The 21,835-nt window shown below is 64.0% G+C and carries 22 protein-coding genes; all 22 read right to left on the minus strand.

Annotated elements, in window-relative coordinates; translation table 11 throughout:
- Positions 1–12: 12 nt before the first annotated feature.
- Positions 13–282 carry a DUF1467 family protein gene (locus JN280_RS27575; RefSeq protein ID WP_202307064.1) on the minus strand — a complete coding sequence of 90 codons (270 nt, stop codon included), beginning with the start codon at positions 280–282 and terminating at the stop codon, positions 13–15.
- Positions 283–365: 83 nt separating this feature from the next.
- Entirely contained in the window at positions 366–770 is a 405-nt protein-coding gene (gene mce / locus JN280_RS27580; RefSeq protein WP_202315073.1) for a methylmalonyl-CoA epimerase, read from the minus strand.
- Positions 771–876: 106 nt separating this feature from the next.
- On the minus strand, positions 877–2,541 hold the full coding sequence (locus JN280_RS27585; protein WP_202307066.1) for a ribonuclease J: 1,665 nt from the start codon (positions 2,539–2,541) through the stop codon (positions 877–879).
- Between the two features lie 21 nt (positions 2,542–2,562).
- Positions 2,563–3,387 carry a biotin--[acetyl-CoA-carboxylase] ligase gene (locus JN280_RS27590; RefSeq protein WP_202307068.1) on the minus strand — a complete coding sequence of 275 codons (825 nt, stop codon included), beginning with the start codon at positions 3,385–3,387 and terminating at the stop codon, positions 2,563–2,565.
- Between the two features lie 4 nt (positions 3,388–3,391).
- Positions 3,392–4,828 carry an NADH-quinone oxidoreductase subunit NuoN gene (nuoN, locus tag JN280_RS27595; RefSeq protein WP_202307070.1) on the minus strand — a complete coding sequence of 479 codons (1,437 nt, stop codon included), beginning with the start codon at positions 4,826–4,828 and terminating at the stop codon, positions 3,392–3,394.
- A 13-nt stretch (positions 4,829–4,841) separates the two neighbouring features.
- A complete protein-coding gene (locus JN280_RS27600; RefSeq protein WP_202307071.1) occupies positions 4,842–6,347 on the minus strand; it encodes an NADH-quinone oxidoreductase subunit M in 1,506 nt (501 codons plus the stop codon).
- A gap of 1 nt (position 6,348) precedes the next feature.
- A complete protein-coding gene (gene nuoL / locus JN280_RS27605; RefSeq protein WP_202307072.1) occupies positions 6,349–8,340 on the minus strand; it encodes an NADH-quinone oxidoreductase subunit L in 1,992 nt (663 codons plus the stop codon).
- Between the two features lie 10 nt (positions 8,341–8,350).
- Entirely contained in the window at positions 8,351–8,659 is a 309-nt protein-coding gene (nuoK, locus tag JN280_RS27610; RefSeq protein ID WP_202307073.1) for an NADH-quinone oxidoreductase subunit NuoK, read from the minus strand.
- 2 nt (positions 8,660–8,661) lie between these two features.
- Positions 8,662–9,282: an NADH-quinone oxidoreductase subunit J gene (locus JN280_RS27615; RefSeq protein ID WP_202307074.1), complete on the minus strand. Its 621-nt coding sequence runs from the start codon at positions 9,280–9,282 to the stop codon at positions 8,662–8,664.
- A 247-nt stretch (positions 9,283–9,529) separates the two neighbouring features.
- Positions 9,530–10,021, minus strand: a complete 492-nt coding sequence (gene nuoI / locus JN280_RS27620; protein WP_202307075.1) for an NADH-quinone oxidoreductase subunit NuoI — start codon at positions 10,019–10,021, stop codon at positions 9,530–9,532.
- Between the two features lie 2 nt (positions 10,022–10,023).
- Complete coding sequence (locus JN280_RS27625) at positions 10,024–10,215, minus strand: hypothetical protein (protein ID WP_202307076.1); 192 nt, start codon at positions 10,213–10,215, stop codon at positions 10,024–10,026.
- Positions 10,215–11,258, minus strand: a complete 1,044-nt coding sequence (gene nuoH, locus JN280_RS27630; RefSeq protein ID WP_202307077.1) for an NADH-quinone oxidoreductase subunit NuoH — start codon at positions 11,256–11,258, stop codon at positions 10,215–10,217. Before nuoH ends, JN280_RS27625 begins: the two co-directional genes overlap by 1 nt.
- Positions 11,259–11,266: 8 nt before the next feature.
- On the minus strand, positions 11,267–13,351 hold the full coding sequence (gene nuoG, locus JN280_RS27635; protein WP_202307078.1) for an NADH-quinone oxidoreductase subunit NuoG: 2,085 nt from the start codon (positions 13,349–13,351) through the stop codon (positions 11,267–11,269).
- Positions 13,352–13,425: 74 nt separating this feature from the next.
- Complete coding sequence (locus JN280_RS27640) at positions 13,426–14,121, minus strand: NADH-ubiquinone dehydrogenase (protein WP_202307079.1); 696 nt, start codon at positions 14,119–14,121, stop codon at positions 13,426–13,428.
- Between the two features lie 74 nt (positions 14,122–14,195).
- The gene (gene nuoF, locus JN280_RS27645) at positions 14,196–15,500 is read right to left on the minus strand and encodes an NADH-quinone oxidoreductase subunit NuoF (protein ID WP_202307080.1); all 1,305 of its coding nucleotides are present in this window, start codon (positions 15,498–15,500) and stop codon (positions 14,196–14,198) included.
- A 10-nt stretch (positions 15,501–15,510) separates the two neighbouring features.
- Positions 15,511–16,743: an NADH-quinone oxidoreductase subunit E gene (locus JN280_RS27650; protein ID WP_202307081.1), complete on the minus strand. Its 1,233-nt coding sequence runs from the start codon at positions 16,741–16,743 to the stop codon at positions 15,511–15,513.
- A gap of 89 nt (positions 16,744–16,832) precedes the next feature.
- Positions 16,833–18,023, minus strand: coding sequence for an NADH-quinone oxidoreductase subunit D (locus JN280_RS27655; protein ID WP_202307082.1), 1,191 nt, complete (start codon positions 18,021–18,023; stop codon positions 16,833–16,835).
- A gap of 72 nt (positions 18,024–18,095) precedes the next feature.
- Positions 18,096–18,455: a four helix bundle protein gene (locus JN280_RS27660; protein ID WP_202315074.1), complete on the minus strand. Its 360-nt coding sequence runs from the start codon at positions 18,453–18,455 to the stop codon at positions 18,096–18,098.
- Positions 18,456–18,522: 67 nt separating this feature from the next.
- Entirely contained in the window at positions 18,523–19,122 is a 600-nt protein-coding gene (locus JN280_RS27665; RefSeq protein WP_202307083.1) for an NADH-quinone oxidoreductase subunit C, read from the minus strand.
- A 6-nt stretch (positions 19,123–19,128) separates the two neighbouring features.
- The gene (locus JN280_RS27670) at positions 19,129–19,710 is read right to left on the minus strand and encodes a NuoB/complex I 20 kDa subunit family protein (RefSeq protein ID WP_202307084.1); all 582 of its coding nucleotides are present in this window, start codon (positions 19,708–19,710) and stop codon (positions 19,129–19,131) included.
- Entirely contained in the window at positions 19,701–20,066 is a 366-nt protein-coding gene (locus JN280_RS27675) for an NADH-quinone oxidoreductase subunit A (RefSeq protein ID WP_202307085.1), read from the minus strand. Before JN280_RS27675 ends, JN280_RS27670 begins: the two co-directional genes overlap by 10 nt.
- Before the next feature lie 438 nt (positions 20,067–20,504).
- Positions 20,505–21,695: a M24 family metallopeptidase gene (locus JN280_RS27680; protein WP_202307086.1), complete on the minus strand. Its 1,191-nt coding sequence runs from the start codon at positions 21,693–21,695 to the stop codon at positions 20,505–20,507.
- Positions 21,696–21,835: the final 140 nt, after the last annotated feature.

Raw genomic sequence — 21,835 nt, forward strand, 5'->3', positions numbered from 1 at the left:
ACGCGCGGCGCCCTATTCGAACTCGGGCACGATGCGGGGGATGTCGTCGATGGTGAGGCCGAAGCCCCGCGTCAGAACGTAGAAGCCGCCCAGCAGCAGGGCCGAAACGATCGTGGTGCGGATGACGGCGCGCAGCATATGCGGCCCGGTCGGAGCGCTGGGCACCGTGCCGAGCGTCACGTCCTTCGCCTCGTCCTGCGTGCGCAGGCTGAACGGCAAGGTGGCGAAAAGCGTCAGCCACCAGATGATGAAGTACAACGCGAAGACGGAAACCCAGGTCATTGCCGACCCTTTCTGCCATTCCGGACCTTCGGTGGACCGAAGGCGCCTCTCATATCATGCGCTATGTCGCGCGACCTCCGGCCTCACGCCTGTTCAAGCTCGACCAGCGTTCCCTGGAAATCCTTCGGATGCAGGAACAGCACCGGCTTTCCATGGGCACCGATCTTCGGATTGCCGTCGCCCAGCACCCGGGCGCCTGATGCCTTCAGCCGGTCGCGCGCGGCAAGGATATCGTCGACCTCATAGCACACATGGTGCATGCCGCCCGACGGATTCTTGTCGAGAAAGGCCGCGATCGGCGAACCCTCACCCAACGGCTCCAACAGTTCGATCTTGGTGTTGCCGACGTCGATGAAGGCAACGGTCACGCCATGTTCCGGAAGCGCCTGCGGCTCGGTCACCTTCGCGCCGAGCGTCTGCCGGTAGACAGCGGAGGCGGCAGCCAGGTCGGGCACCGCGATGGCGACGTGATTGAGGCGTCCGAGCATATGCAATCCCTCATCCACAATACCGGACCAGCGTCTTGCATCCGGTATTGCGCAAAAAACAGGAAGACAGAGTCATTTCCGCGTCTCGGAGAAAAGCGGAAATGCCCTATCGCGTGACGAAGACCGTCACCAGAGGCTTTTTTCCCCAGGCATCGTTGGCCGCCGCCCGCACGGCGCGGCGAACGGCCTCCTGCACCAGGTCCAGGTCTTTTCGGCGCTGACGTGGTATGGAGTCCACCGCGCCGATTGCCGCATCGACCATCAGGTCCTCCAGCAGTTCGCCTCGCGCGTCGATCTCGGCAACGCCGATCGCCACCAGATCGGGATCGTCTGCCAGTTCGTAGCGATCGTCCAGCACCACGTTCACCGCGACATGACCGGCAAAGGAAAGCTTGCGGCGGCTGCGGATGCCCATGGCTTCCTCGCTGCCGATCAGCTTGCCGTCCTTGAAGATGCGGCCGAACGGCACCTGGTCGATGATCTGCGCCGTTCCGGGGGAGAGCCGCAGCATATCGCCGTTGCGCAACTGCGCCACTTCGGGAATGCCCGATGTCGCCATCAGCGAGCCTTGCGCCACGAGATGCGCCGCCTCGCCGTGCACCGGCACGCCGATACGCGGGCGTGTCCATTCATACATCCGGCGCAGCTCGGCCCGCCGCGGATGACCCGAGACGTGGACCAGCGCGTCTGCGTCCTCGATGATCTTCATGCCGAGGTCGATCAGGCGGTTCTTGATCTCGAGGATCGCCTTCTCGTTGCCGGGAATGGTGCGCGAGGAGAAGATCACCGTATCGCCCGCGGTAAGCGAAACCGTTTTCATCTCCTCGCGCGAGAGCTTGGCAAGCGCTGCAAGCGGCTCGCCCTGGCTGCCGGTGCAGATCACCACCAGATTCTCGCGCGCGATGTAGCCGTAGTCCTCCTCGTCTGCGAACTCGGGCAGTCCGTCCATGTAGCCGAGTTCGGTCGCCACACTGATGACGCGCTTCAGCGATCGGCCGAGAACGAGACATTTGCGACCGGCATCGCGTGCTGCCTCGGCGATCGAGCGAATACGCCCGACATTGGAGGAGAAAGTGGTGACGGCGACGCGGCCCTTTGCGTCTTCGATGAGCTTCTTCAGGCTCTGGCCGACCGCCTGCTCGGAAGGCGATTCACCTTCCCGCACCGCGTTGGTGGAATCGCAGATCAGCGCCAGCACGCCGGCCTCGCCCAGCGCGCGGAAACGAGCCTCGTTGGTGAGCGGGCCGATCTCGGGTGCCGGGTCGATCTTCCAGTCTCCAGTATGGATCACCGTGCCCGCCGGGGTGGTGATCGCCAGTGACACCGGCTCCGGAATGGAATGGGTCACCGGGATCGCCTCGATCCGGAACGGACCGACGGTGAAGGTTTCGCCGGCGCGATAGATTATCACCGGAACCAGCGGCGAGCCGCTTTCGGACTGCCGCTTGGCTTCCAGCAGCCCAGCGGCGAAAGGCGTCATCCAGCAAGGCGCCTTGAGCCGCGGCCACAGGTCGAGCAGAGCGCCGTAGTGATCCTCATGGGCATGAGTGATGACGATGCCCTTCAGATTGACGAGATCCTCCTCGATGTAGCGGATATCGGGCAGCACGAGGTCGACACCGGGCAGGCCGGAATCCGGGAAGGTCACGCCGCAATCGACCACGATCCATTCGCGCGCGTCCGGCGGGCCGTAGCCGTAGAGCGCGAAATTCATGCCGATCTCGCCGACCCCGCCGAGCGGGACGAAAACCAGTTCTGCCTTGTCCGCCATCTCAGCGTTCTCCGGGATTTCTCATGACGCGGCGGCGGATGCGACCGCGCCGAAATGCACATCGCCGGCGGCGATGCTGATCGCATTGCCCTCCCGGTCGCGGATCACGAACCGGCAATCCTCGTCGATCGTCTCGAACACGCCACGGATCACCTTGCCGTCGACGCGCACGGCGACCTCGCTGCCGAGGCCCGCTGCCCGCGCCAGCCAGCGCTGACGGATGCGGGAAAGACCCCGTCCCTCGTCCCACGCGCGGCTGTTTTCGGTCCAGGCATCCGACAGCGCGAGGAACAGGCCTTCGGCGTCGCATCGGCTGCCGAGCGCCCTCAGCGAGGTCGCCGGATAGGGCACGTCTTGCGGATATGCCACGACATTGACGCCGATGCCGATCGCCAACCCGAAGCGGTTGTCGTCGAGCATGGCCGATTCGAGCAGTATGCCGGCGAGCTTTGCGCCATGCGCCAGCACGTCGTTCGGCCACTTCAGCTCGAAGCGGTCGCCGCGACCGCCCCCGCCGTCAGGGGCGACGGCGACGGTGCCGCCGGGCAGGACTGCGTCCAGCGCATCCGAAAGCGCGAGGCCCGCGACGAAACCGAGCGTTGCCGCCAGGCGCAATTCGTGGCGCCCGATCAGGAGCAGCGTCGCGGCCAGATTGCCCTCGGGCGTCGCCCAGGCGCGACCGCGCCTGCCCCGTCCGCTATCCTGGCGCTTCGACACGATCCACAGCCTGCCGGCATCTCCATCCCGCGCCCGCTCCAATGCGAGCGCGTTGGTGGAGCCGACACTGTCATGCGCTTCGAGCCGGTAGCCTTCCAGTTGTGCGGTCGGAGCGAGCGAAAAGGCCATCGCGTCAGAAGAACGTCTTGGCTGCGGCTTGCGCCACCTGCCCGATCGGTCCGCCGATCAGCACGTAGAAGAGCACGAACGCGCCGCTCACGCCCAGCACCAGCTTGAGCTCGCCGGCCATCGGCGTGAAGCCGCCGGCCGGCTCATCGAACCACATGATCTTGATGATGCGCAGATAATAATAGGCGCCGACCACCGAGGCGAGCACCCCGATCACCGCGAGCGCGTAAAGATGCGCGTTGATCGCCGCCAGGAACACGTACCATTTCCCCCAGAAACCGGCGAGCGGCGGGATGCCGGCCAGCGAGAACATCAGGATCGTCATGATCGTGGCCATGGTCGGATTGGTCGTCGCCAGGCCGGCCAGATCCTCGATCTGCTCGACATTGCCGTCCTTGCGGCGCATGGCCAGGATGAAGGCGAAGGTGCCCAGCGTCATCACCAGATAGATCAGCATGTAGATGATGACGCCGCGCACGCCGGCTTCGCTGTTGGCGGCAAGACCGACCAGCGCATAGCCCATGTGGCCGATCGAGGAATAGGCCATCAGGCGCTTGATATTCCTCTGGCCGATCGCCGCGAAGGCGCCGAGCGCCATGGACGCAATGGCGATAAACACGACGATCTGCTGCCAGTCGGGTGCGATCGGCGCGAAGGCGCCCATCGTGACGCGCACGATCAGCGCCATCGCCGCCATCTTGGGCGCGGCCGCGAAGAAGGCCGTCACGGGTGTCGGCGCCCCCTCGTAGACATCGGGCGTCCACATATGGAAGGGCACGGCCGAGATCTTGAAGGCGAGCCCGGCCAGGACGAAGACCAGTCCGAAGACGAGACCGAGCTGACGCTCGCCGCCAGCGAGCGCCGATGCGATCGCCTCGAAGCCGGTATGGCCGGTATAGCCGTAGACCAGCGAGATGCCGTAGAGCAGCATGCCCGAGGACAGCGCGCCCAGCACGAAATATTTGAGGCCCGCCTCGGTCGAGCGCACGCTGTCGCGATTGATCGCGGCGACCACGTAGAGCGAGAGCGACTGCAGCTCCAGGCCGAGATAGAGCGCGATCATGTCGTTGGCCGAAACCATCAGCATCATGCCGAGCGTAGCCAGCATGATGAGCACGGGATATTCGAACTTGTCGAATTTCTCAGCCTTGGCGAAACCGACCGACATGATGAGGGTGACCACAGAGCCGATCAGCGTCAGCACTTTCATGAAGCGGGCGAAGGGATCGTTGACGAAGGCGCTGCCAAAAGCGTTGCCTTCGCCGCCGAGGAACAGAAGCCATGCGCCGGCGCCGATCAGCACGGCGACGGCGAGGCCATTCACGACGGTGTTGGCCCGCTCGCCGGAATAGACGCCGATCATCAGAAGCGCCATCGCCCCGACGGCGAGGATCAGTTCCGGCGTCGCCAGAGAGAGGCTCGAGTAAAGTTCCGGTGTCATGAACCCGTCCCTGTCAGTTCGCGGCCGCGGTTTGCGCGGCTTGCAGCGAAACGGTGATGTTGTCGACCAGCGCCTTGACCGATGCCGACGTCACATCGAAAACCGGCGTCGGATAGACGCCGAAGAAGATGGTCAGCACGACCAGCGGATAGATGACCGCCTTCTCGCGGGTCGAGAGGTCGAGCAGGCCCTTCAGGCTCTCCTTGGTCAGCGCCCCGAAGATCACCTTGCGGTAGAGCCAGAGCGCATAGGCCGCCGACAGGATCACGCCCGTCGCGGCGAACAGGGCCACCCAGGTGTTGACCTCGAAGACGCCCATCAGGGTGAGGAACTCGCCGATGAAGCCGCTGGTGCCCGGCAGGCCGACATTGGCCATGGTGAAGATCATGAACACCGTGGCGTATTTGGGCATGTTGTTGACCAGGCCGCCATAGGCCGCGATCTCCCGGGTGTGCATGCGGTCATAGACGACGCCGACGCACAGGAAGAGCGCGCCCGAGACCAGCCCGTGCGAGAGCATCTGGAAGATCGCGCCCTGGATGCCGAGGTCGTTCATCGCGAAGGTGCCCATCGTCACGTAGCCCATATGGGCGACCGACGAATAGGCGATCAGCTTCTTCATATCCTCCTGCATCAGCGCAACGAGCGAGGTGTAGACAATCGCCACAATCGACAGCGTGAAGATGAAGGGTGCGAAGTCCGCCGAAGCGATCGGGAACATCGGCAGCGAGAACCGCAGGAAGCCGTAGCCGCCCATCTTCAAGAGGATAGCCGCCAGGATCACCGAGCCGGCGGTCGGCGCCTCGACGTGGGCATCCGGCAGCCAGGTGTGCACCGGCCACATCGGCATCTTGACCGCGAAGGAGGCGAAGAAGGCGAGCCACAGCCAGGTCTGCATGCCGGCGGGGAAGTTGTAGGTCTGCAACGTCGGGATGTCGGAGGTGCCGGCCGTCCAGAACATGGCCATGACGGCGAGCAGCATCAGCACCGAGCCGAGCAGCGTATAAAGGAAGAACTTGAAACTGGCATAGACGCGCCGCTTGCCGCCCCATACGCCGATGATGATGAACATCGGGATGAGGCCCGCCTCGAAGAACACGTAGAACAGCACGATGTCGAGCGCGCAGAACACGCCGATCATCAGCGTCTCGAGGATGAGGAACGCGATCATGTATTCCTTGACGCGCTTCTCGACCGACTCCCAGCTGGCCAGGATGCAGAGCGGCATGAGGAAGGTCGTCAGTATGACGAACAGCATCGAGATGCCGTCGACACCCATATGGTAGGAGATGCCGGAATCCAGCCACGCCGCCTTCTCGACCATCTGGAAGCCGGGTGTAGTGGTATCGAAGCCGGCCCAGATGAACAGCGACAGCAGGAAGGTGAAGACAGTCGTCAGAAGCGCGACGTTGCGGATGTTGCGGCGCGCGCTTTCGCCCTCATCGCGGATGAGCAGGATGAGGAACGCCCCTACCAGCGGCAGGAAGGTGACCGTCGAGAGAATTGGCCATTCGGTCATTTCAGAAGCCGCTCCCGAGCATCATCCATGTGACGAGGGCTGCAACCCCGATCAGCATCGCAAAGGCATAGTGGTAGAGGTAGCCGGTCTGCAGGCGCACCACGCGGCTGGTCACGTCGATGACCCGTGCCGACACGCCGTCCGGCCCGAAGCCGTCGATCAGCCAGCCGTCGCCCTTCCGCCACAGGAAGGTACCCAGCCGCTTCGCCGGCCTGACGAACAGGAAGTCGTAGATCTCGTCGAAGTACCACTTGTTCAGCAGGAACTGGTAGATCATCTGGTGCCGGCCGGCGATCGCCGCCGGCTCCTCGGGCCTGCGGATATAGAGGTGGTAGGCCACGCCGAAGCCGAGCAGCATGGCAACGAACGGCGCAAGCTTCACCCAGACCGGCACCTCGTGGAAATCATGCAGGATATGATTGTCCGGCAAGGTGAACAGCGAAGCCTTCCAGAACTCGGCATAGTGCTCGCCGATGAAGTAGTCGTGGAACACCACGCCGGCGAACAGCGCGCCGATGGCCAGGAGAACCAACGGTACGAGCATGACCGGCGGCGATTCATGCACGTGGTGCATGACGTCGGCGGTGGCGCGCGGTTGGCCGTGGAAGGTCATGAAGATCAGCCGCCAGGAATAGAAGCTGGTGAAGCAGGCGGCGATCACCAGGAGCGCGAACGCGAAGCCGGCGACGGCATTGTGGCCGACGAACGCTCCTTCGATGATGGCGTCCTTCGAGAAGAAGCCGGCCGTGCCGATGATGGTGGCGGGGATGCCGACGCCGGTGAGCGCCAGGGTTCCGATGATCATCATCCAGTAGGTGACCGGGATGAGAGTCCTGAGGCCGCCCATGCGGCGCATGTCCTGCTCGTCGGAGACGGCGTGGATGACCGAACCCGAGCCGAGGAACAGCAGCGCCTTGAAGAAGGCATGCGTGAACAGGTGGAAGATGGCCGCCGAATAGAAGCCCATGCCCAGCGCGACGAACATGTAGCCGAGCTGCGAGCAGGTCGAATAGGCGATCACGCGCTTGATGTCGTTCTGCACGAGGCCGACGGTCGCGGCAAAGAAGGCCGTGAAGGCGCCGATGAAGGTCACCACGGTGAGCGCCGAGTGTGAAAGCTCGAACAGCGGCGACAGGCGCGCCAGCATGAAGACGCCTGCCGTCACCATGGTGGCGGCATGGATGAGGGCGGACACGGGCGTCGGGCCCTCCATGGCGTCGGGCAGCCAGGTATGAAGCGGAACCTGCGCCGACTTGCCCATCGCTCCCATGAAGAGCAGCAGGCAGACGACGGTGAGCGCGCCGTGCTTGTCGAGGCCCCAGCCCAGGAAGGTCCAGTAGGGTTCGGCCGCAGCTTCCGCCGCGCCTTCCGGCGGCAGGAACGACGCCGCATTGGCGAACACGGTGCCAAGGTCCACGGACTGGAACAGCACGACGACGCCGAAGATGCCGAGCAGGAAGCCGAAATCGCCGATGCGGTTGACGACAAAGGCCTTGATCGCGGCCGCGTTCGCCGACGGCTTCTTGTACCAGAAGCCGATCAACAGGTAGGAGGCGAGGCCGACGCCTTCCCAGCCGAAGAACATCTGCACCAGATTGTCCGCCGTCACCAGCATCAGCATCGCGAAGGTGAACAGCGACAGATAGGCGAAGAAGCGCGGCCGGTGCGGGTCGTGATGCATGTAGCCGATCGAATAGATGTGCACCAACGCCGAGACGGTGTTGACCACGACAAGCATGACGACGGTGAGCGTATCGATCCTCAGCGCCCAGTCCGCCTGCAGCCCGGCGATATCGATGAAGCGCAGCACCGGCACGCTGAACACCTCGCCCTCGCCGAAACCGACGCTGAAGAAGGCGATCCACGACAGCACGGCCGAGATCACCAGGAAACCGGAGGTGATGTATTCGGACGCCTTGGCGCCGATCGAGCGTCCGAAGAGGCCGGCGATCAGGAAGCCGAGGAGCGGAAGGAAGACGATGGCCTGGTACATTTTGGTTCCGTCAACCCTTCATCATGTTGACGTCTTCGACGGCGATCGAGCCGCGATTGCGGAAGAAGACGACGAGGATGGCGAGGCCGATGGCCGCCTCGGCGGCGGCCACGGTCAGCACGAAGAGTGCGAAGACCTGGCCGACGAGGTCGCCGAGGGCGGCCGAGAAGGCCACGAAATTGATGTTCACGGCGAGCAGGATGAGTTCGATCGACATCAGGATGACGATGACGTTCTTCCTGTTCAGGAAGATGCCGAAGACGCCCAGCGTGAACAGGACTGCCGAAACGGTCAGATAATGAGCGATGCCCACAACCATGGTCAGATTCCCTTGCCCGTCTCGACTTTCTTGATTTCGATCGCGGTCGCCGGCGTGCGCGCCACCTGCGCCGGGATGCTCTGGCGCTTGACGCCCGCCTTGTGGCGCAGCGTCAGCACGATGGCGCCGATCATGGCGACCAGCAGCACGAGACCCGCGATCTGGAAGTAGTAGATGTAGTGCGTATAGAGGATGTCGCCCAAGGCAGCGGTGTTCTGGCGCGTCGCGATGTCGGGCGTCGGCATGGCCACGCTGCCGGCGAGTTCCGGCGAGAAGACGTAGCCGCCCAGCACCACGATCAGTTCGCCCGCCAGGATCACGCCGATCACCGCGCCGATCGGCGCATATTGGAGCGCTCCCTCCTTCAGTTCGGCGAAGTCGACGTCGAGCATCATGACGACAAAGAGGAACAGCACGGCCACGGCGCCGACATAGACGACCAGCAGGATGAGCGCCAGAAACTCCGCCCCGGTGAGCAGGAACAGCCCGGCCGCGTTGAAGAAGGTCAGGATCAGGTAGAGAACCGAATGGACCGGATTGCGCGCGGAAATGACCATGAAGGCCGCGCCGATCGCGATGAAGGCGAAGAGGTAGAAGAAGACCGCTTCGAGTCCGTTGAGCATGGGGTTCCCCCGGGTTTACTTCCAGCCAAGACGCAAGCCGCGCCCTGCCCGATCTTGCCGGCTCCGCAACCGCCTCCGGTCGCCAGGGCCGCGTGTTCCTAGCGCATGTCCCGGTCGGGTTCAAAGAGCCGGACGGAAGAAACATGCGCAATTCAAAAACTTCGAGGACGACCCCCTTCCGGAAAAGTCCGCAGCCTTCCGGGAGCATCCCTCAGGCCGGCCTCGCCGCCGGCCGATCCTGCCGCCTTCAGCGATACGGCGCATCCATCGCGATGTTGCGCGCGATCTCGCGCTCCCACCGGTCGCCGTTCGCCAGCAGCTTGTCCTTGTCGTAGTAGAGTTCCTCGCGCGTCTCCGTCGCGAACTCGAAATTCGGCCCCTCGACGATGGCGTCGACCGGGCAGGCCTCCTGACAGAAGCCGCAATAGATGCACTTCACCATGTCGATGTCGTAACGCACCGTCCGGCGTGTGCCGTCGTTGCGGCGCGGTCCGGCCTCGATGGTGATCGCCTGGGCCGGGCAGATCGCCTCGCAGAGCTTGCACGCGATGCAGCGCTCTTCCCCGTTGGGATAGCGGCGCAGGGCATGCTCGCCGCGGAAGCGCGGGCTGACCGGGCCTTTCTCATGCGGATAGTTCAGCGTCGCCTTCGGGGCGAAGAACTGCCGCATCGACAGGAAGAAGGCACCGACGAAATCCTTCAGGAGCAGCGATTTGGCGGCGTGCGCAAGCGCTGACATGATTATTCTCCGCTTATCAGCGGGGCCACGAGGTAGCCCACGATCGGCAACAGCACGAATTGGCTGAGGCCCGTAACATTCAGAACCCGTTTCGTCTCGGGCAGTTCGACGCGTGAGGCAAGCAGCCGCAGCAGCGCGAAATCGATCGCCGCCACGACAAGCCCCACGATCGCCCCGATGACGGCCGTCGACATCACGCCATTCCCGTCAGCTTGAGGAAGGCCGCCGTGACGACGACCATGGCCAGCGAAATCGGCAGGAACACCTTCCAGCCGAGCCGCATCAGCTGGTCGTAGCGGTAGCGCGGAACGAAAGCCTTCACCATGGCGAACATGAAGAACACCAGGCAGACCTTCAGCACGAACCAGATCACGCCCGGCACCCAGGTGAACGGCGCGAAATCGAAAGGCGGCAGCCACCCCCCGAGGAACAGGATCGTGGTCAGCGCGCACATCAGCACGATCGCGACATATTCGCCGAGGAAGAACAACAGGAACGGCGTCGACGAATATTCGATCATATGGCCGGCAACGAGTTCCGATTCCGCCTCGACCAGGTCGAAGGGCGGGCGATTCGTCTCGGCCAGAGCCGAGATGAAGAAGATGACGAACATCGGGAACAGGCCGAGCCAGTGCCAGTCGAGCAAGGTGTTCGGCAGCCCGAGCCTGGTGCCGAGCCCGTCCTGTTGCGACAGCACGATGTCGGAGAGATTGAGCGAGCCGACGCAGAGCAGCACGGTGATGATGACGAAGCCGATGGAGACCTCATAGGACACCATCTGGGCCGCAGAACGCAGGGCGCCGAGGAACGGATATTTGGAGTTCGACGCCCAGCCGCCCATGATCACGCCATAGACCTCGAGCGAGGAGATGGCGAAGACATAGAGGATACCGACATTGATGTTGGCGACCGCCCAGCCGTCGCTGACCGGGATCACCGCCCAGGCCGAGATGGCGAGCACGGCCGAAACGAGCGGCGCGAGCAGGAACACGCCCTTGTTGGCGCCGGACGGGATGACCGGCTCCTTGAAGACAAATTTCAGCAGATCCGCGAAAGCCTGCAGCAGCCCCCACGGGCCGACGACGTTCGGACCGCGGCGCAACTGCACGGCCGCCCAGATCTTGCGGTCGGCGTAGAGGATGTAGGCGACGAAGATCAGAAGGACGACGATCAGAACCACCGACTTCAGCAGGATGATCAGCGCCGGAAGGACGTAGAAAGAAAAGAAGCTGTCCATGATCGTCCCTATTCGGCGGCCTGATTGAAGCCGTCTTTGGCGAGTGCGGAGCACTCCGCCATGACCGCCGACGCACGCGCGATCGGATTGGTGAGATAGAAGTCCCCGACCGCGGAAACGAACGGCGCCTTCCCGAGCTTGCCGCCGAGCGCCGCGGCCTTGGCCACCGCTTCCGCGTCGGCGGGGGCGATCTGGTCGATCGCGCGGAAATGCGGATGGTCGACATAGAGCCTGGCCCGCAGCTGCGACAGCGAATCGAAGGGCAGCCGCTTGCCGAGCACGTCGGACAGCGCCCTCAGGATCGCCCAGTCCTCGCGCGCGTCGCCCGGCGCGAAGCCGGCACGGTTGGTTGCCTGCACGCGCCCCTCGGTGTTGACATAGGTGCCGGACTTCTCGGTGTAGGCCGAGCCCGGCAGAATGACATCGGCGCGATGGGCGCCGGCATCGCCATGGGTGCCGATATAGACAGTGAAGGCCTTGCCGATCCTGCCCATGTCGAGTTCGTCGGCGCCGAGCAGGAACAGCACGCCCAGCGCATCGTCCATCATGCCGGCGACATCCTTGCCGCCCTCGCCCGGCACGAAGCCGAGATCGAGCGCACCGACACGGGCGGCCGCCGTGTGGAGCACGGCGAAACCGTTCCAGCCTTCGGTCACCGCGCCGACCGCCTGCGCGAGTTTCGCAGCGAGGCCGAGCACGGCGCTGCCGTCGGCACGCGCCAGGGCCCCTTGCCCGACGACGATCAGCGGACGCTCGGCCTTCTTCAGCACGTCGAAGAAGGCGCCCTTGCCCTCGACGAGCCCCTTCAGCGTATCCGCTCCGGCGCCCAGCAGGTCATAGGCGTATCGCGTGTCGCCGATTTCGCCGATGACGCCGATGGGCAGATTGCCGATCCGCCACCGCTTGCGGATGCGGGCGTTGAGCACCGATGCCTCGAAGCGCGGATTGGAGCCGATAATGAGGACGGCGTCGGCCTGCTCGATGCCGTCGATGGTCGGGTTGAACACATAGCTCGCGCGGCCGAGCGTGGGGTCGAGCGCGGCGCCGTCCTGGCGGCAGTCGATGTTGCCGGAGCCGAGCGACGTCATCAGTTGCTTGAGCGCATAGATCTCCTCGACGGCGGCGAGATCGCCCGCGATCGCGCCGATCCTGTCCGGCGTCGTGCGCGCCACGGCTTCCTTGATCGCGGCGAAGGCCTCGGACCAGCTTGCCGGCGAGAGTTTTCCGCCCTTGCGCACATAGGGACGGTCGAGGCGCTGCGTGCGCAGGCCGTCCCAGATGAAGCGGGTCTTGTCGGAGATCCACTCCTCGTTCACCGCCTCGTTGACGCGCGGCATGATGCGCATCACCTCGCGGCCGCGCGTATCGACGCGGATCGCCGAACCGACGGCATCCATCACGTCGATCGTCTCGGTCTTGGTCAGTTCCCAGGGTCGGGCCTGGAAGGCGTAGGGCTTGGAAGTCAGCGCGCCGACCGGGCAGAGATCGATGACATTGCCCTGCAGTTCCGACGTCATCGCCTGCTCGAGATAGGTCGTGATCTCGGCGTCCTCGCCGCGGCCGATCAGGCCGAGTTCGGAGATGCCGGCGACCTCGGTCGTGAAGCGGACGCAGCGCGTGCAGTGGATGCAGCGCGTCATGATCGTCTTGACGAGCGGCCCGATATATTTGTCCTCAACGGCGCGCTTGTTTTCGTGGTAGCGCGAAGCGTCCACGCCGAAAGCCATCGCCTGGTCCTGCAGATCGCATTCGCCGCCCTGGTCGCAGATCGGGCAGTCCAGCGGATGGTTGATCAGCAGGAACTCCATGACGCCCTCGCGGGCCTTCTTCACCATCGGCGTGTTGGTGAAGATTTCCGGTGCCTCGCCGTTCGGGCCGGGGCGCAGGTCCTTGACGCCCATGGCGCAGCTCGCCTGCGGCTTGGGCGGCCCGCCCTTCACCTCGACCAGGCACATGCGGCAGTTGCCGGCGATCGACAGCCGTTCGTGGAAGCAGAAGCGCGGCACTTCCGCGCCGGCCTCTTCCGCCGCCTGCAGCAGCGTGTAGTGGTCGGGAACTTCGATGTCCCTGCCGTCGACCTTCAGCTTCGCCATATCGTTTCAAACCCCTGCGGTGGTCCGCAAATTCCGGGCCGGGCGACGACGCTCGGCCCGGCTGTCCAGTCTCTTCAGTGCTTCGTTTCGCCCGCGGCCAGTTTCGCCGCCTGGCCGATCCAGTCATCGCGTCCGATGCGCCCCTTGAATGCGAGATAGTCGTCGACCCAGGCGATCTCGGGCGCGCTCCAGTCCGCGATCTGCGCATAGGTCCAGACACCCAGCCCGTTGAGCACGCTCTCCAGCTTGGGGCCGATGCCTGATATCTTCTTGAGGTCGTCAGGCGCATCTGGCCTGTCGATCGCAGCCGGCCGCCGGAAATCCTCGGGCAGCAATGCGGCCACAGTCTCGGCGGCAACCGGCGTCACTGCCTTTTTCACGCCCGCCTCGTCGGTGACCGGCTTCGCCTCCTCCGGAACGTCCACGCTCACCGCCTCCTGCGCATGGGCGATCAGCGTTTCGGCGGCAGCGCGTGCGCGCGTAGACGGGGTCCGGCGGGAGGGCTCGGATCCGAAATCGTCCGAGCCTGATGCGAGCAGCCGTTGCGAAGCTTCCGCCATGCCGGCGACCGCGCCCATCCACATTCCGAAGGCATGACCGGCGAAGCCGATGCCGAGCGCGGAGGCCGCGGCGAAACCGCCGGCCGGATGCACCATCAGGTTGACGGCGCTGGCCAGTTCCTTCGGCAGCAAGGCGTTGATCTCGCGGTTCATCTCTTCAAACTGCTTCACGTCTGGCATCAAATGCTCGAGTATGGAAAACATCGACATCGTCGTCTCCTGAGCCGATTTCCGTTGGTCCCTGCCCTTACCGTTTCCTGATACTCTTCCTGCTTGTTGTGCTCTTATTCGGCCGCCACCAGCACGGGCTCGCTGCGATGGGCGTTGCGCGAGAACTCATCGATGCGCCGCTCGATCTCGGGGCGGAAGTTGCGGATCAGCCCCTGGATCGGCCAGGCGGCTGCGTCGCCGAGCGCGCAGATCGTGTGGCCCTCGACCTGTTTGGTCACGTCGAGCAGCATGTCGATCTCGCGCTTGTGGGCCTCGCCGCGCACCAGCCTTTCCATGACGCGCCACATCCAGCCGGTGCCCTCGCGGCACGGCGTGCACTGGCCGCAGCTCTCGTGCTTGAAGAAGTAGGAGAGCCGCGCGATCGCCTTCACGATGTCGGTGGACTTGTCCATGACGATCACGGCCGCGGTGCCGAAGGAAGACTTCCTTTCGCGCAGGCCGTCGAAATCCATCGGGCAGTCGATGATGTCCTCGGCCTTGACCACCGGGCAGGAAGCCCCGCCGGGGATGACCGCGAGCAGATTGTCCCACCCACCGCGGATGCCGCCGCCATGCTTCTCGACCAGTTCGCGGAAGGTGATGCCCATCGCCTCCTCGACCGTGCACGGCGTGTTGACGTGGCCAACCAGCATGAACAGCTTGGTGCCGACATTGTTGGGCCGGCCGATGGACGAGAACCACGCCGCGCCGCGGCGCAGAATGGTCGGCGCGACAGCGATGGACTCGACGTTGTTGACGGTGGTCGGACAGCCATAAAGGCCGACATTGGCCGGGAACGGCGGCTTAAGCCGCGGCTGGCCCTTCTTGCCTTCCAGGCTTTCGAGCAGCGCCGTCTCCTCGCCGCAGATATAGGCGCCGGCGCCGTGATGGACGTAGATGTCGAAATCGTAGCCGTTCTTGTTGCCCTTGCCGATCAGCCGGGCCTCATAGGCCTCGTCGATGGCCCGCTGCAGGGCCTCCCGCTCGCGGATGAATTCGCCGCGCACATAGATGTAGGCGGCGACGGCGCCCATGGCGAAGCCGGCGAGCAGGCAGCCTTCGACCAGCGTATGAGGGTCATGGCGCAGGATGTCGCGGTCCTTGCAGGTGCCGGGCTCGGATTCGTCGGCATTGACGACCAGATAGGCCGGGCGCCCGTCACTCTGCTTGGGCATGAACGACCATTTCAGGCCGGTCGGGAAGCCGGCGCCGCCGCGGCCGCGCAGGCCCGACGCCTTCATCTCGTTGATGATCCAGTCGCGGCCCTTCTCGATGATGCCGGCCGTGCCGTCCCAGTGGCCGCGCGCCATGGCGCCGGCCAGCGACCGGTCGAACCGGCCGTAGATGTTGGTGAAGATGCGGTCCTTGTCCTGAAGCATTATTCGTCCCTCAGACCGGCTTCTTGCCGAAGACGCGGATATATTCGGCGACGCCGCCCTTGGCGAGCGCCTTGGCCTGCTTCACCCAGTCGTCGCGTTCGATGCGGCCCTTGAAGTTCAGGTAACCGTCGACCCATTCGCGCTCGGCCTTTTTCCAGGACGCGACCTGGGCAAAGGTGAAGATCCCCAGCGAATGCAGGATGCCTTCGATCTTCGGGCCGACGCCCGAAATGAGCTTGAGATCGTCGACCGCCGTCGGCCTCTCGATACCGGCCGGCCGGTTCTTGTCGTCGAGCGACGGCTTTGCCGGCGCCTTCTTGCCGGCTGCCACTTCAGGCGCCTTGAAGGCGGTCGCCGGCTCGGCCTTCGGGGCCGGCGACTTGCGCTGTTTCGCAACCTTTTCAACCTCTTCCGAGGCTTTGTTCGCAGCCGCAGCCGAATGGCGCGGCGCGGCGACGCTCGCCGCCTTCTCGGCGGCCGGCGCGACCTTTACGGCGGATGGAGATTTGACGGCGGGATTGGTCTCCAGCGCGTTGGTCTTCGGCTTTGCCGCGTTCGATGGCGCGACCGGAGCCGCCGCACCGGCCCTGGCCGCCCTGGCCGTACCCTTGGCGGCCGGCTTCAGCACGGCCTTCTCGTCGGCGAGCGAAGTCAAGCCGGAGATCGGTGCGGAGAAAATGCGGTCGGTCTGCGGGCCGGTGGGCACCGACGCGCCCTTGCCGGCCTCGAACTGGTCGATGATCTCGGCCAGCCTCTCCGGCGTCAGGTCCTCATAGGTGTCCTTGAAGATCATCACCATCGGCGCGTTCACGCAGGCCCCGAGGCATTCGACCTCTTCCCAGGACAGCGTGCCGTCGGCATTGGTGTGGAACTGCTCGTGATGGATCTTCGAGCGGCAGACATCCATCAGCGCTTCCGAGCCACGCAGCATGCAGGGCGTCGTTCCGCAGACCTGGACATGGGCGCGCGTGCCGACCGGCTTGAGCTGGAACTGGGTGTAGAACGTGGCGACCTCGAGCACGCGGATATAGGGCATGGCGAGCATGTCGGCGACGTGCTCGATCGCGGCCTTGGTCACCCAGCCCTGCTGTTCCTGGGCCAGCATCAGCAGCGGAATCACGGCCGACTGCTGACGGCCCTCGGGGTACTTCTGGATCCAGGTCCTGGCCTGCGCCGAAAAAGCCTTGTCGAAGGCGAAGGACGCTGGCTGGACGGCTGGCTCTGCAAGACGGCGGACGGACATGATGATCGCTTTGCTTGTCTCTTAGTTCCTGTGGCAGGCGCGGACGGGTTCCTGCATGCCTTCGACGGCCTCTGGACGACGGACGGACACTAGCGGTCGACCTCCCCGAACACGATGTCGAGGGAGCCCAGCACCGCCGATATGTCGGCCAGCATGTGGCCGCGGCAGAGGAAATCCATCGCCTGCAGATGCGCGAAGCCCGGGGCGCGCAGCTTGCAGCGATAAGGCTTGTTGGAGCCGTCGGAGACGAGGAAGACGCCGAACTCGCCCTTGGGTGCCTCGACGGCGGCATAGACCTCGCCAGCCGCCACGCGATAGCCTTCGGTGTAAAGCTTGAAGTGATGGATGAGGGATTCCATCGAACGCTTCATCGCCGCACGCTTCGGCGGTACCACCTTGCCATCGAGATTGGAGACCGGACCGGTCTTCTCCTTGCCGAGCAGGAGATCGACGCATTGCCGCATGATGCGCGCCGACTGGCGCATCTCTTCCATGCGGATGAGATAGCGGTCGTAGCAGTCGCCGTTCTTTCCGATCGGGATGTCGAAGTCCATCTCCGGATAGCATTCATAAGGCTGCGACTTGCGCAGGTCCCACGCCGCGCCCGAGCCGCGCACCATCACGCCGGAGAAGCCCCATGCCCAGGCGTCGTCGAGCGAGACCACGCCGATGTCGACGTTGCGCTGCTTGAAGATGCGGTTAGGCGTCAGGAGATCGTCGAGGTCCTTGACGGTCTGCAGGAACGGATCGATCCACTTGCCGATGTCCTCGACGAGCTTTTCCGGCAGGTCCTGGTGCACCCCGCCTGGCCGGAAATAGGCCGCGTGCATGCGCGCGCCGCAGGCCCGCTCGTAGAACACCATCAGCTTCTCGCGCTCCTCGAACCCCCAAAGCGGCGGGGTGAGCGCGCCGACGTCCATCGCCTGCGTCGTGACGTTGAGCAGATGCGACAGGATGCGGCCGATCTCCGAATAGAGAACGCGGATGAGTTGTCCGCGCTTCGGCACCTCGATGCCCAGCAGCCGCTCGACGGCGAGCGCAAAGGCATGTTCCTGGTTCATCGGCGCGACATAGTCGAGCCGATCGAAATAGGGCACGGCCTGGAGATAGGTCTTCTGCTCGATCAGCTTCTCGGTGCCGCGGTGAAGCAGACCGATATGCGGATCGACGCGGTCGACCACCTCGCCGTCCAGCTCGAGCACGAGGCGCAGCACGCCATGCGCGGCCGGGTGCTGCGGGCCGAAATTGATGTTGAAGTTGCGGACGGAGGTTTCAGCCATTTGGGCCTCCTTCGGCGGCCAGCGAATAGCGAATAGCCAGTAGCGAATAGGGGAGGAAGAGAATGATCTCGATCATGTTCTTTTCTGCAAACTTCTGACCATGGATCGCAGCATCTTCCCTATCTCGTCGGCTTGGCCGAGAAGTCGCGATACTTCCGCGTCGGACATCAAACCAACCCGACCCGATAGGATCAGATGCGTTTCCAGTTCCTTGAGAGACCCCTGCGCCACACGAAGAAACTGGATGAACGATCCGGTATTTTCGCGTCCGTGCCCCTCGGCAATGTTTGCCGCGATCGAAACGGACGCCCTTCGGATCTGGGCTGTCATCCCGTAGACTTCGCTGCTTGGGAACACTTTCGTCGCGGAATAGCAAGCTACCGCGAGTTCGATGGCGCCCTTCCAAACCAGCAGGTCCCTGTAGGAATTGATCTTCGTCTACGTCTCTCCTTCTTGCCCTATTCGCTACTCGCTATTCGCTACTCGCTCCCGCAGCTCACTATTTCGCCTTTTCATCCCCGGGCAGCACGTAGTCGGTGCCTTCCCACGGCGACAGGAAATCGAAATTACGAAATTCCTGCTTGAGCTCGACAGGCTCGTAGACCACGCGCTTGGCCTCGTCGTCGTAACGGACCTCGACGAAACCGGTCAGCGGGAAGTCCTTGCGGAGCGGATGCCCCTCGAAACCGTAGTCGGTGAGCAGGCGACGCAGGTCCGGATGCCCGGAGAAAAGGATGCCGTAGAGGTCGTAGGCCTCGCGCTCGAACCAGTCGGCGCCGGGGAAAACGCTGGTGACGGAAGGCACCGGCGTATCCTCGTCCGTCATCACCTTGACGCGGATGCGGTTGTTCTGGCGCGGCGACAGGAGGTGGTAGACGACATCGAAGCGCTTCTCGCGATAGGGATAGTCCACGCCCGAAATGTCGATGAAAGATACGAACTGGCACTGCGCGTCGCGGCGCAGGAAACTCATCACGTCGACGATGTCGCCACCGTCGACCGTGATTGTCAGTTCGCCATAGGCGACCAGGGATTCCCGGACACGAGCGCCGAGCTTTTCGCCGATATAGCCGGCGAGGTCGTTAAGGGCTTCACTCATCTCGCATCACCGCTCGATCGTTCCGGTGCGGCGGATCTTCTTCTGTAGAAGAAGGATGCCGTAGAGCAGCGCTTCCGCGGTCGGCGGGCAGCCCGGCACATAGATATCTACGGGCACGACACGGTCGCAGCCGCGCACCACCGAATAGGAATAGTGATAGTAGCCGCCGCCATTGGCGCAGGAGCCCATGGAGATGACATAGCGCGGCTCCGGCATCTGGTCATAGACCTTGCGCAGCGCCGGAGCCATCTTGTTGGTCAGCGTGCCGGCGACGATCATGACGTCGGACTGGCGCGGGCTGGCGCGCGGCGCGATGCCGAACCGTTCGGCATCGTAGCGCGGCATCGAGATGTGCATCATCTCGACCGCACAGCAGGCGAGACCGAAGGTCATCCACATCAGCGAGCCGGTGCGGGCCCAGGTGATGAGCGCTTCGGACGAGGTGACGAGGAAGCCCTTGTCGGCCAGTTCGTCATTGATGCCGCCGAAAAAGGCATCTTCGGACCCGACCGGCTTTCCGGTCCTGGGATCGAGTATGCCCTTCGGCTTCGGCGCGACGAGCGTGCCGGAACTGTCGTTCAATCCCATTCCAGCGCCCCTTTCTTCCATTCGTAGATGAAACCGATCGTCAGCACGCCGAGGAAGATCATCATCGACCAGAAGCCCAGCATGCCGATCTCGCCGAAGGAAACCGCCCAGGGGAACAGGAAGGCCACTTCGAGATCAAAGATGATGAACAGGATCGACACCAGGTAGAAGCGGATGTCGAACTTCATGCGCGCGTCGTCGAAAGCGTTGAAGCCGCACTCATAGGCCGACAGCTTCTCCGGATCGGGGTTGCGGTAGGCCACCAAAAACGGGGCGGCGATCAGGGCCAGACCCACAACGAGCGCCACGCCGATGAAGATCACGATCGGCAGATAGGAACTCAGCAGTCCGTTCATTGGCTGACTTTCGTTTGGCTGCGGACAGACAACAACTACAGCACGACACACGCGATGGAAACGTGACGTTTCATCGCCCATGCTGCATTGCGGCGAGCGTTAGCGCAGCCCATCCGGCGGCGCAAGCCCAACAGTGGCGAAACTGTGGTCCAGAAGGTCTTGCCTGCCCTTACGGAAGCGCCGGGAAACGCGCAGCTATGGCCTTAGGTGGTCACAGGCTGTTCTGCCTACAGTTGCCAAAGAGCAAACGGAGAACCACGGATTGCCGACTCAATGGACTGAGCCATGGGGTCGGCGGTTGATCCGCACTTGCGCTGATTTACGGCCGCCCATGCATGGCGGCACCCATATGGATGGCGTGTCTTCACGATCGGCCGCGCCAAGGAACCGGCTCGGCTTGCCGTTCGGAGAGAGCCCGTATGGCCCTGCCCCGAAACCCTATGCCGTGCCGGCTCGGTTCCAGCCGCGGCCACGGTCGCCGATCAGTTCGAAGCCGTCCTTGTGGATGGCGATCGTGTCTTCGAGCTTGATGAAGCCGCGGCGGGGGTGGAGCATGGTCGTCTCCACCGAGATCACCATATTGGCCTCCAGCGGCCGCGCGGCATCGACGCCCTCATAGGCGACCGGATGGTTAGTCATGAGGAAAGGCACCTCGTGGGTGATCAGCCCCATTCCATGGGCGAAGAAATCGGTGAAGGCCGCGCTCTTCGACGCTTTCAGCACGCTTTCCGCATGAGCGATCATGTCGCTGCCCAGCGTGCCCACGCGCGCCATCGACATCGCCGCCTGCTGCACCGCGTCGATCTCGGCCAGGAGATCGACCAGTTCCTGGTCCGGCTCGCCGAGCACGCCCATCCGGCAGAGATCGCCGATATAGCCGTGATAATTGCCGCCCGAATCGAGCGACAGCACTTCGCCCTTCTGCCAGCGCTGCGGCGACACGGCGCGGTTGTGGCTGGAGCCGATCGTCAGCAGGCAGTATTCGAACGTCAGGCCGCGATTGGTCTCCTCGCGGCGCAGCGCCTCGACGATCTCCTGTTTCGACGCCCCCTCGCCATGGTTGGCGAACACGGCCAGCATGGAATCGGTGATCTTCTCGGAGGCGAGCCGCAACTGATCGAGCTCGGCGTCGGTCTTGATCGCCCGCATGCGCTCCAGCATACCCGTCGCGTCGACGAATTGCGGCTGGCCGAGCTCACGCACAATGGCCTGGTAGGCGTCGAGCGGCAGGAAGGCCGGCTCGATGCCGATCCGCTTGCCGGCCGCACCCAGCTTCTTCAGATGTGCGGCCGCGAGCTCGGCCGCGTCGACGCTTCCCCAGGACGCGGTCTGCACGACCGGCGTCCAGAACGGATTGTTCTGATGCTCGCCACCTTCCATCTTGTTGCCGACATAGGCGGCATTGTCCGGCCTGCCCTTCTCGTAGACCACCACGGGCAGGTAGCGGCTGTGGCCGATCGCATCCATGGCCACGAAGAAGATGAATTTGTAGCCGCCGAGCAGGTACTGCACGTTGTGCTTCGATGTCGCCAGCAGGATGTCGATGCCGGCCTCGTCCATCAGACGGTCGACGCGCTGGTGGTCAAAAGGAACGCCGACCTTCGCGGCGCCGCCCGGGGCGATGTTCACGATCCTGCTCCCTGGTTGTTCCCGCCGGATCGCCGGCTCGTCTGCTGCGCACGGGCAATCTGGTAGGACCAGTTTGCCCGTTCGCCATGCAAAGGTCCAGAGCGAATCGTCGCGATGGCCGCCGGCTCGAGCTTCGCGCA

Source organism: Mesorhizobium sp. L-8-10 (assembly GCF_016756635.1).
GTDB lineage: Bacteria > Pseudomonadota > Alphaproteobacteria > Rhizobiales > Rhizobiaceae.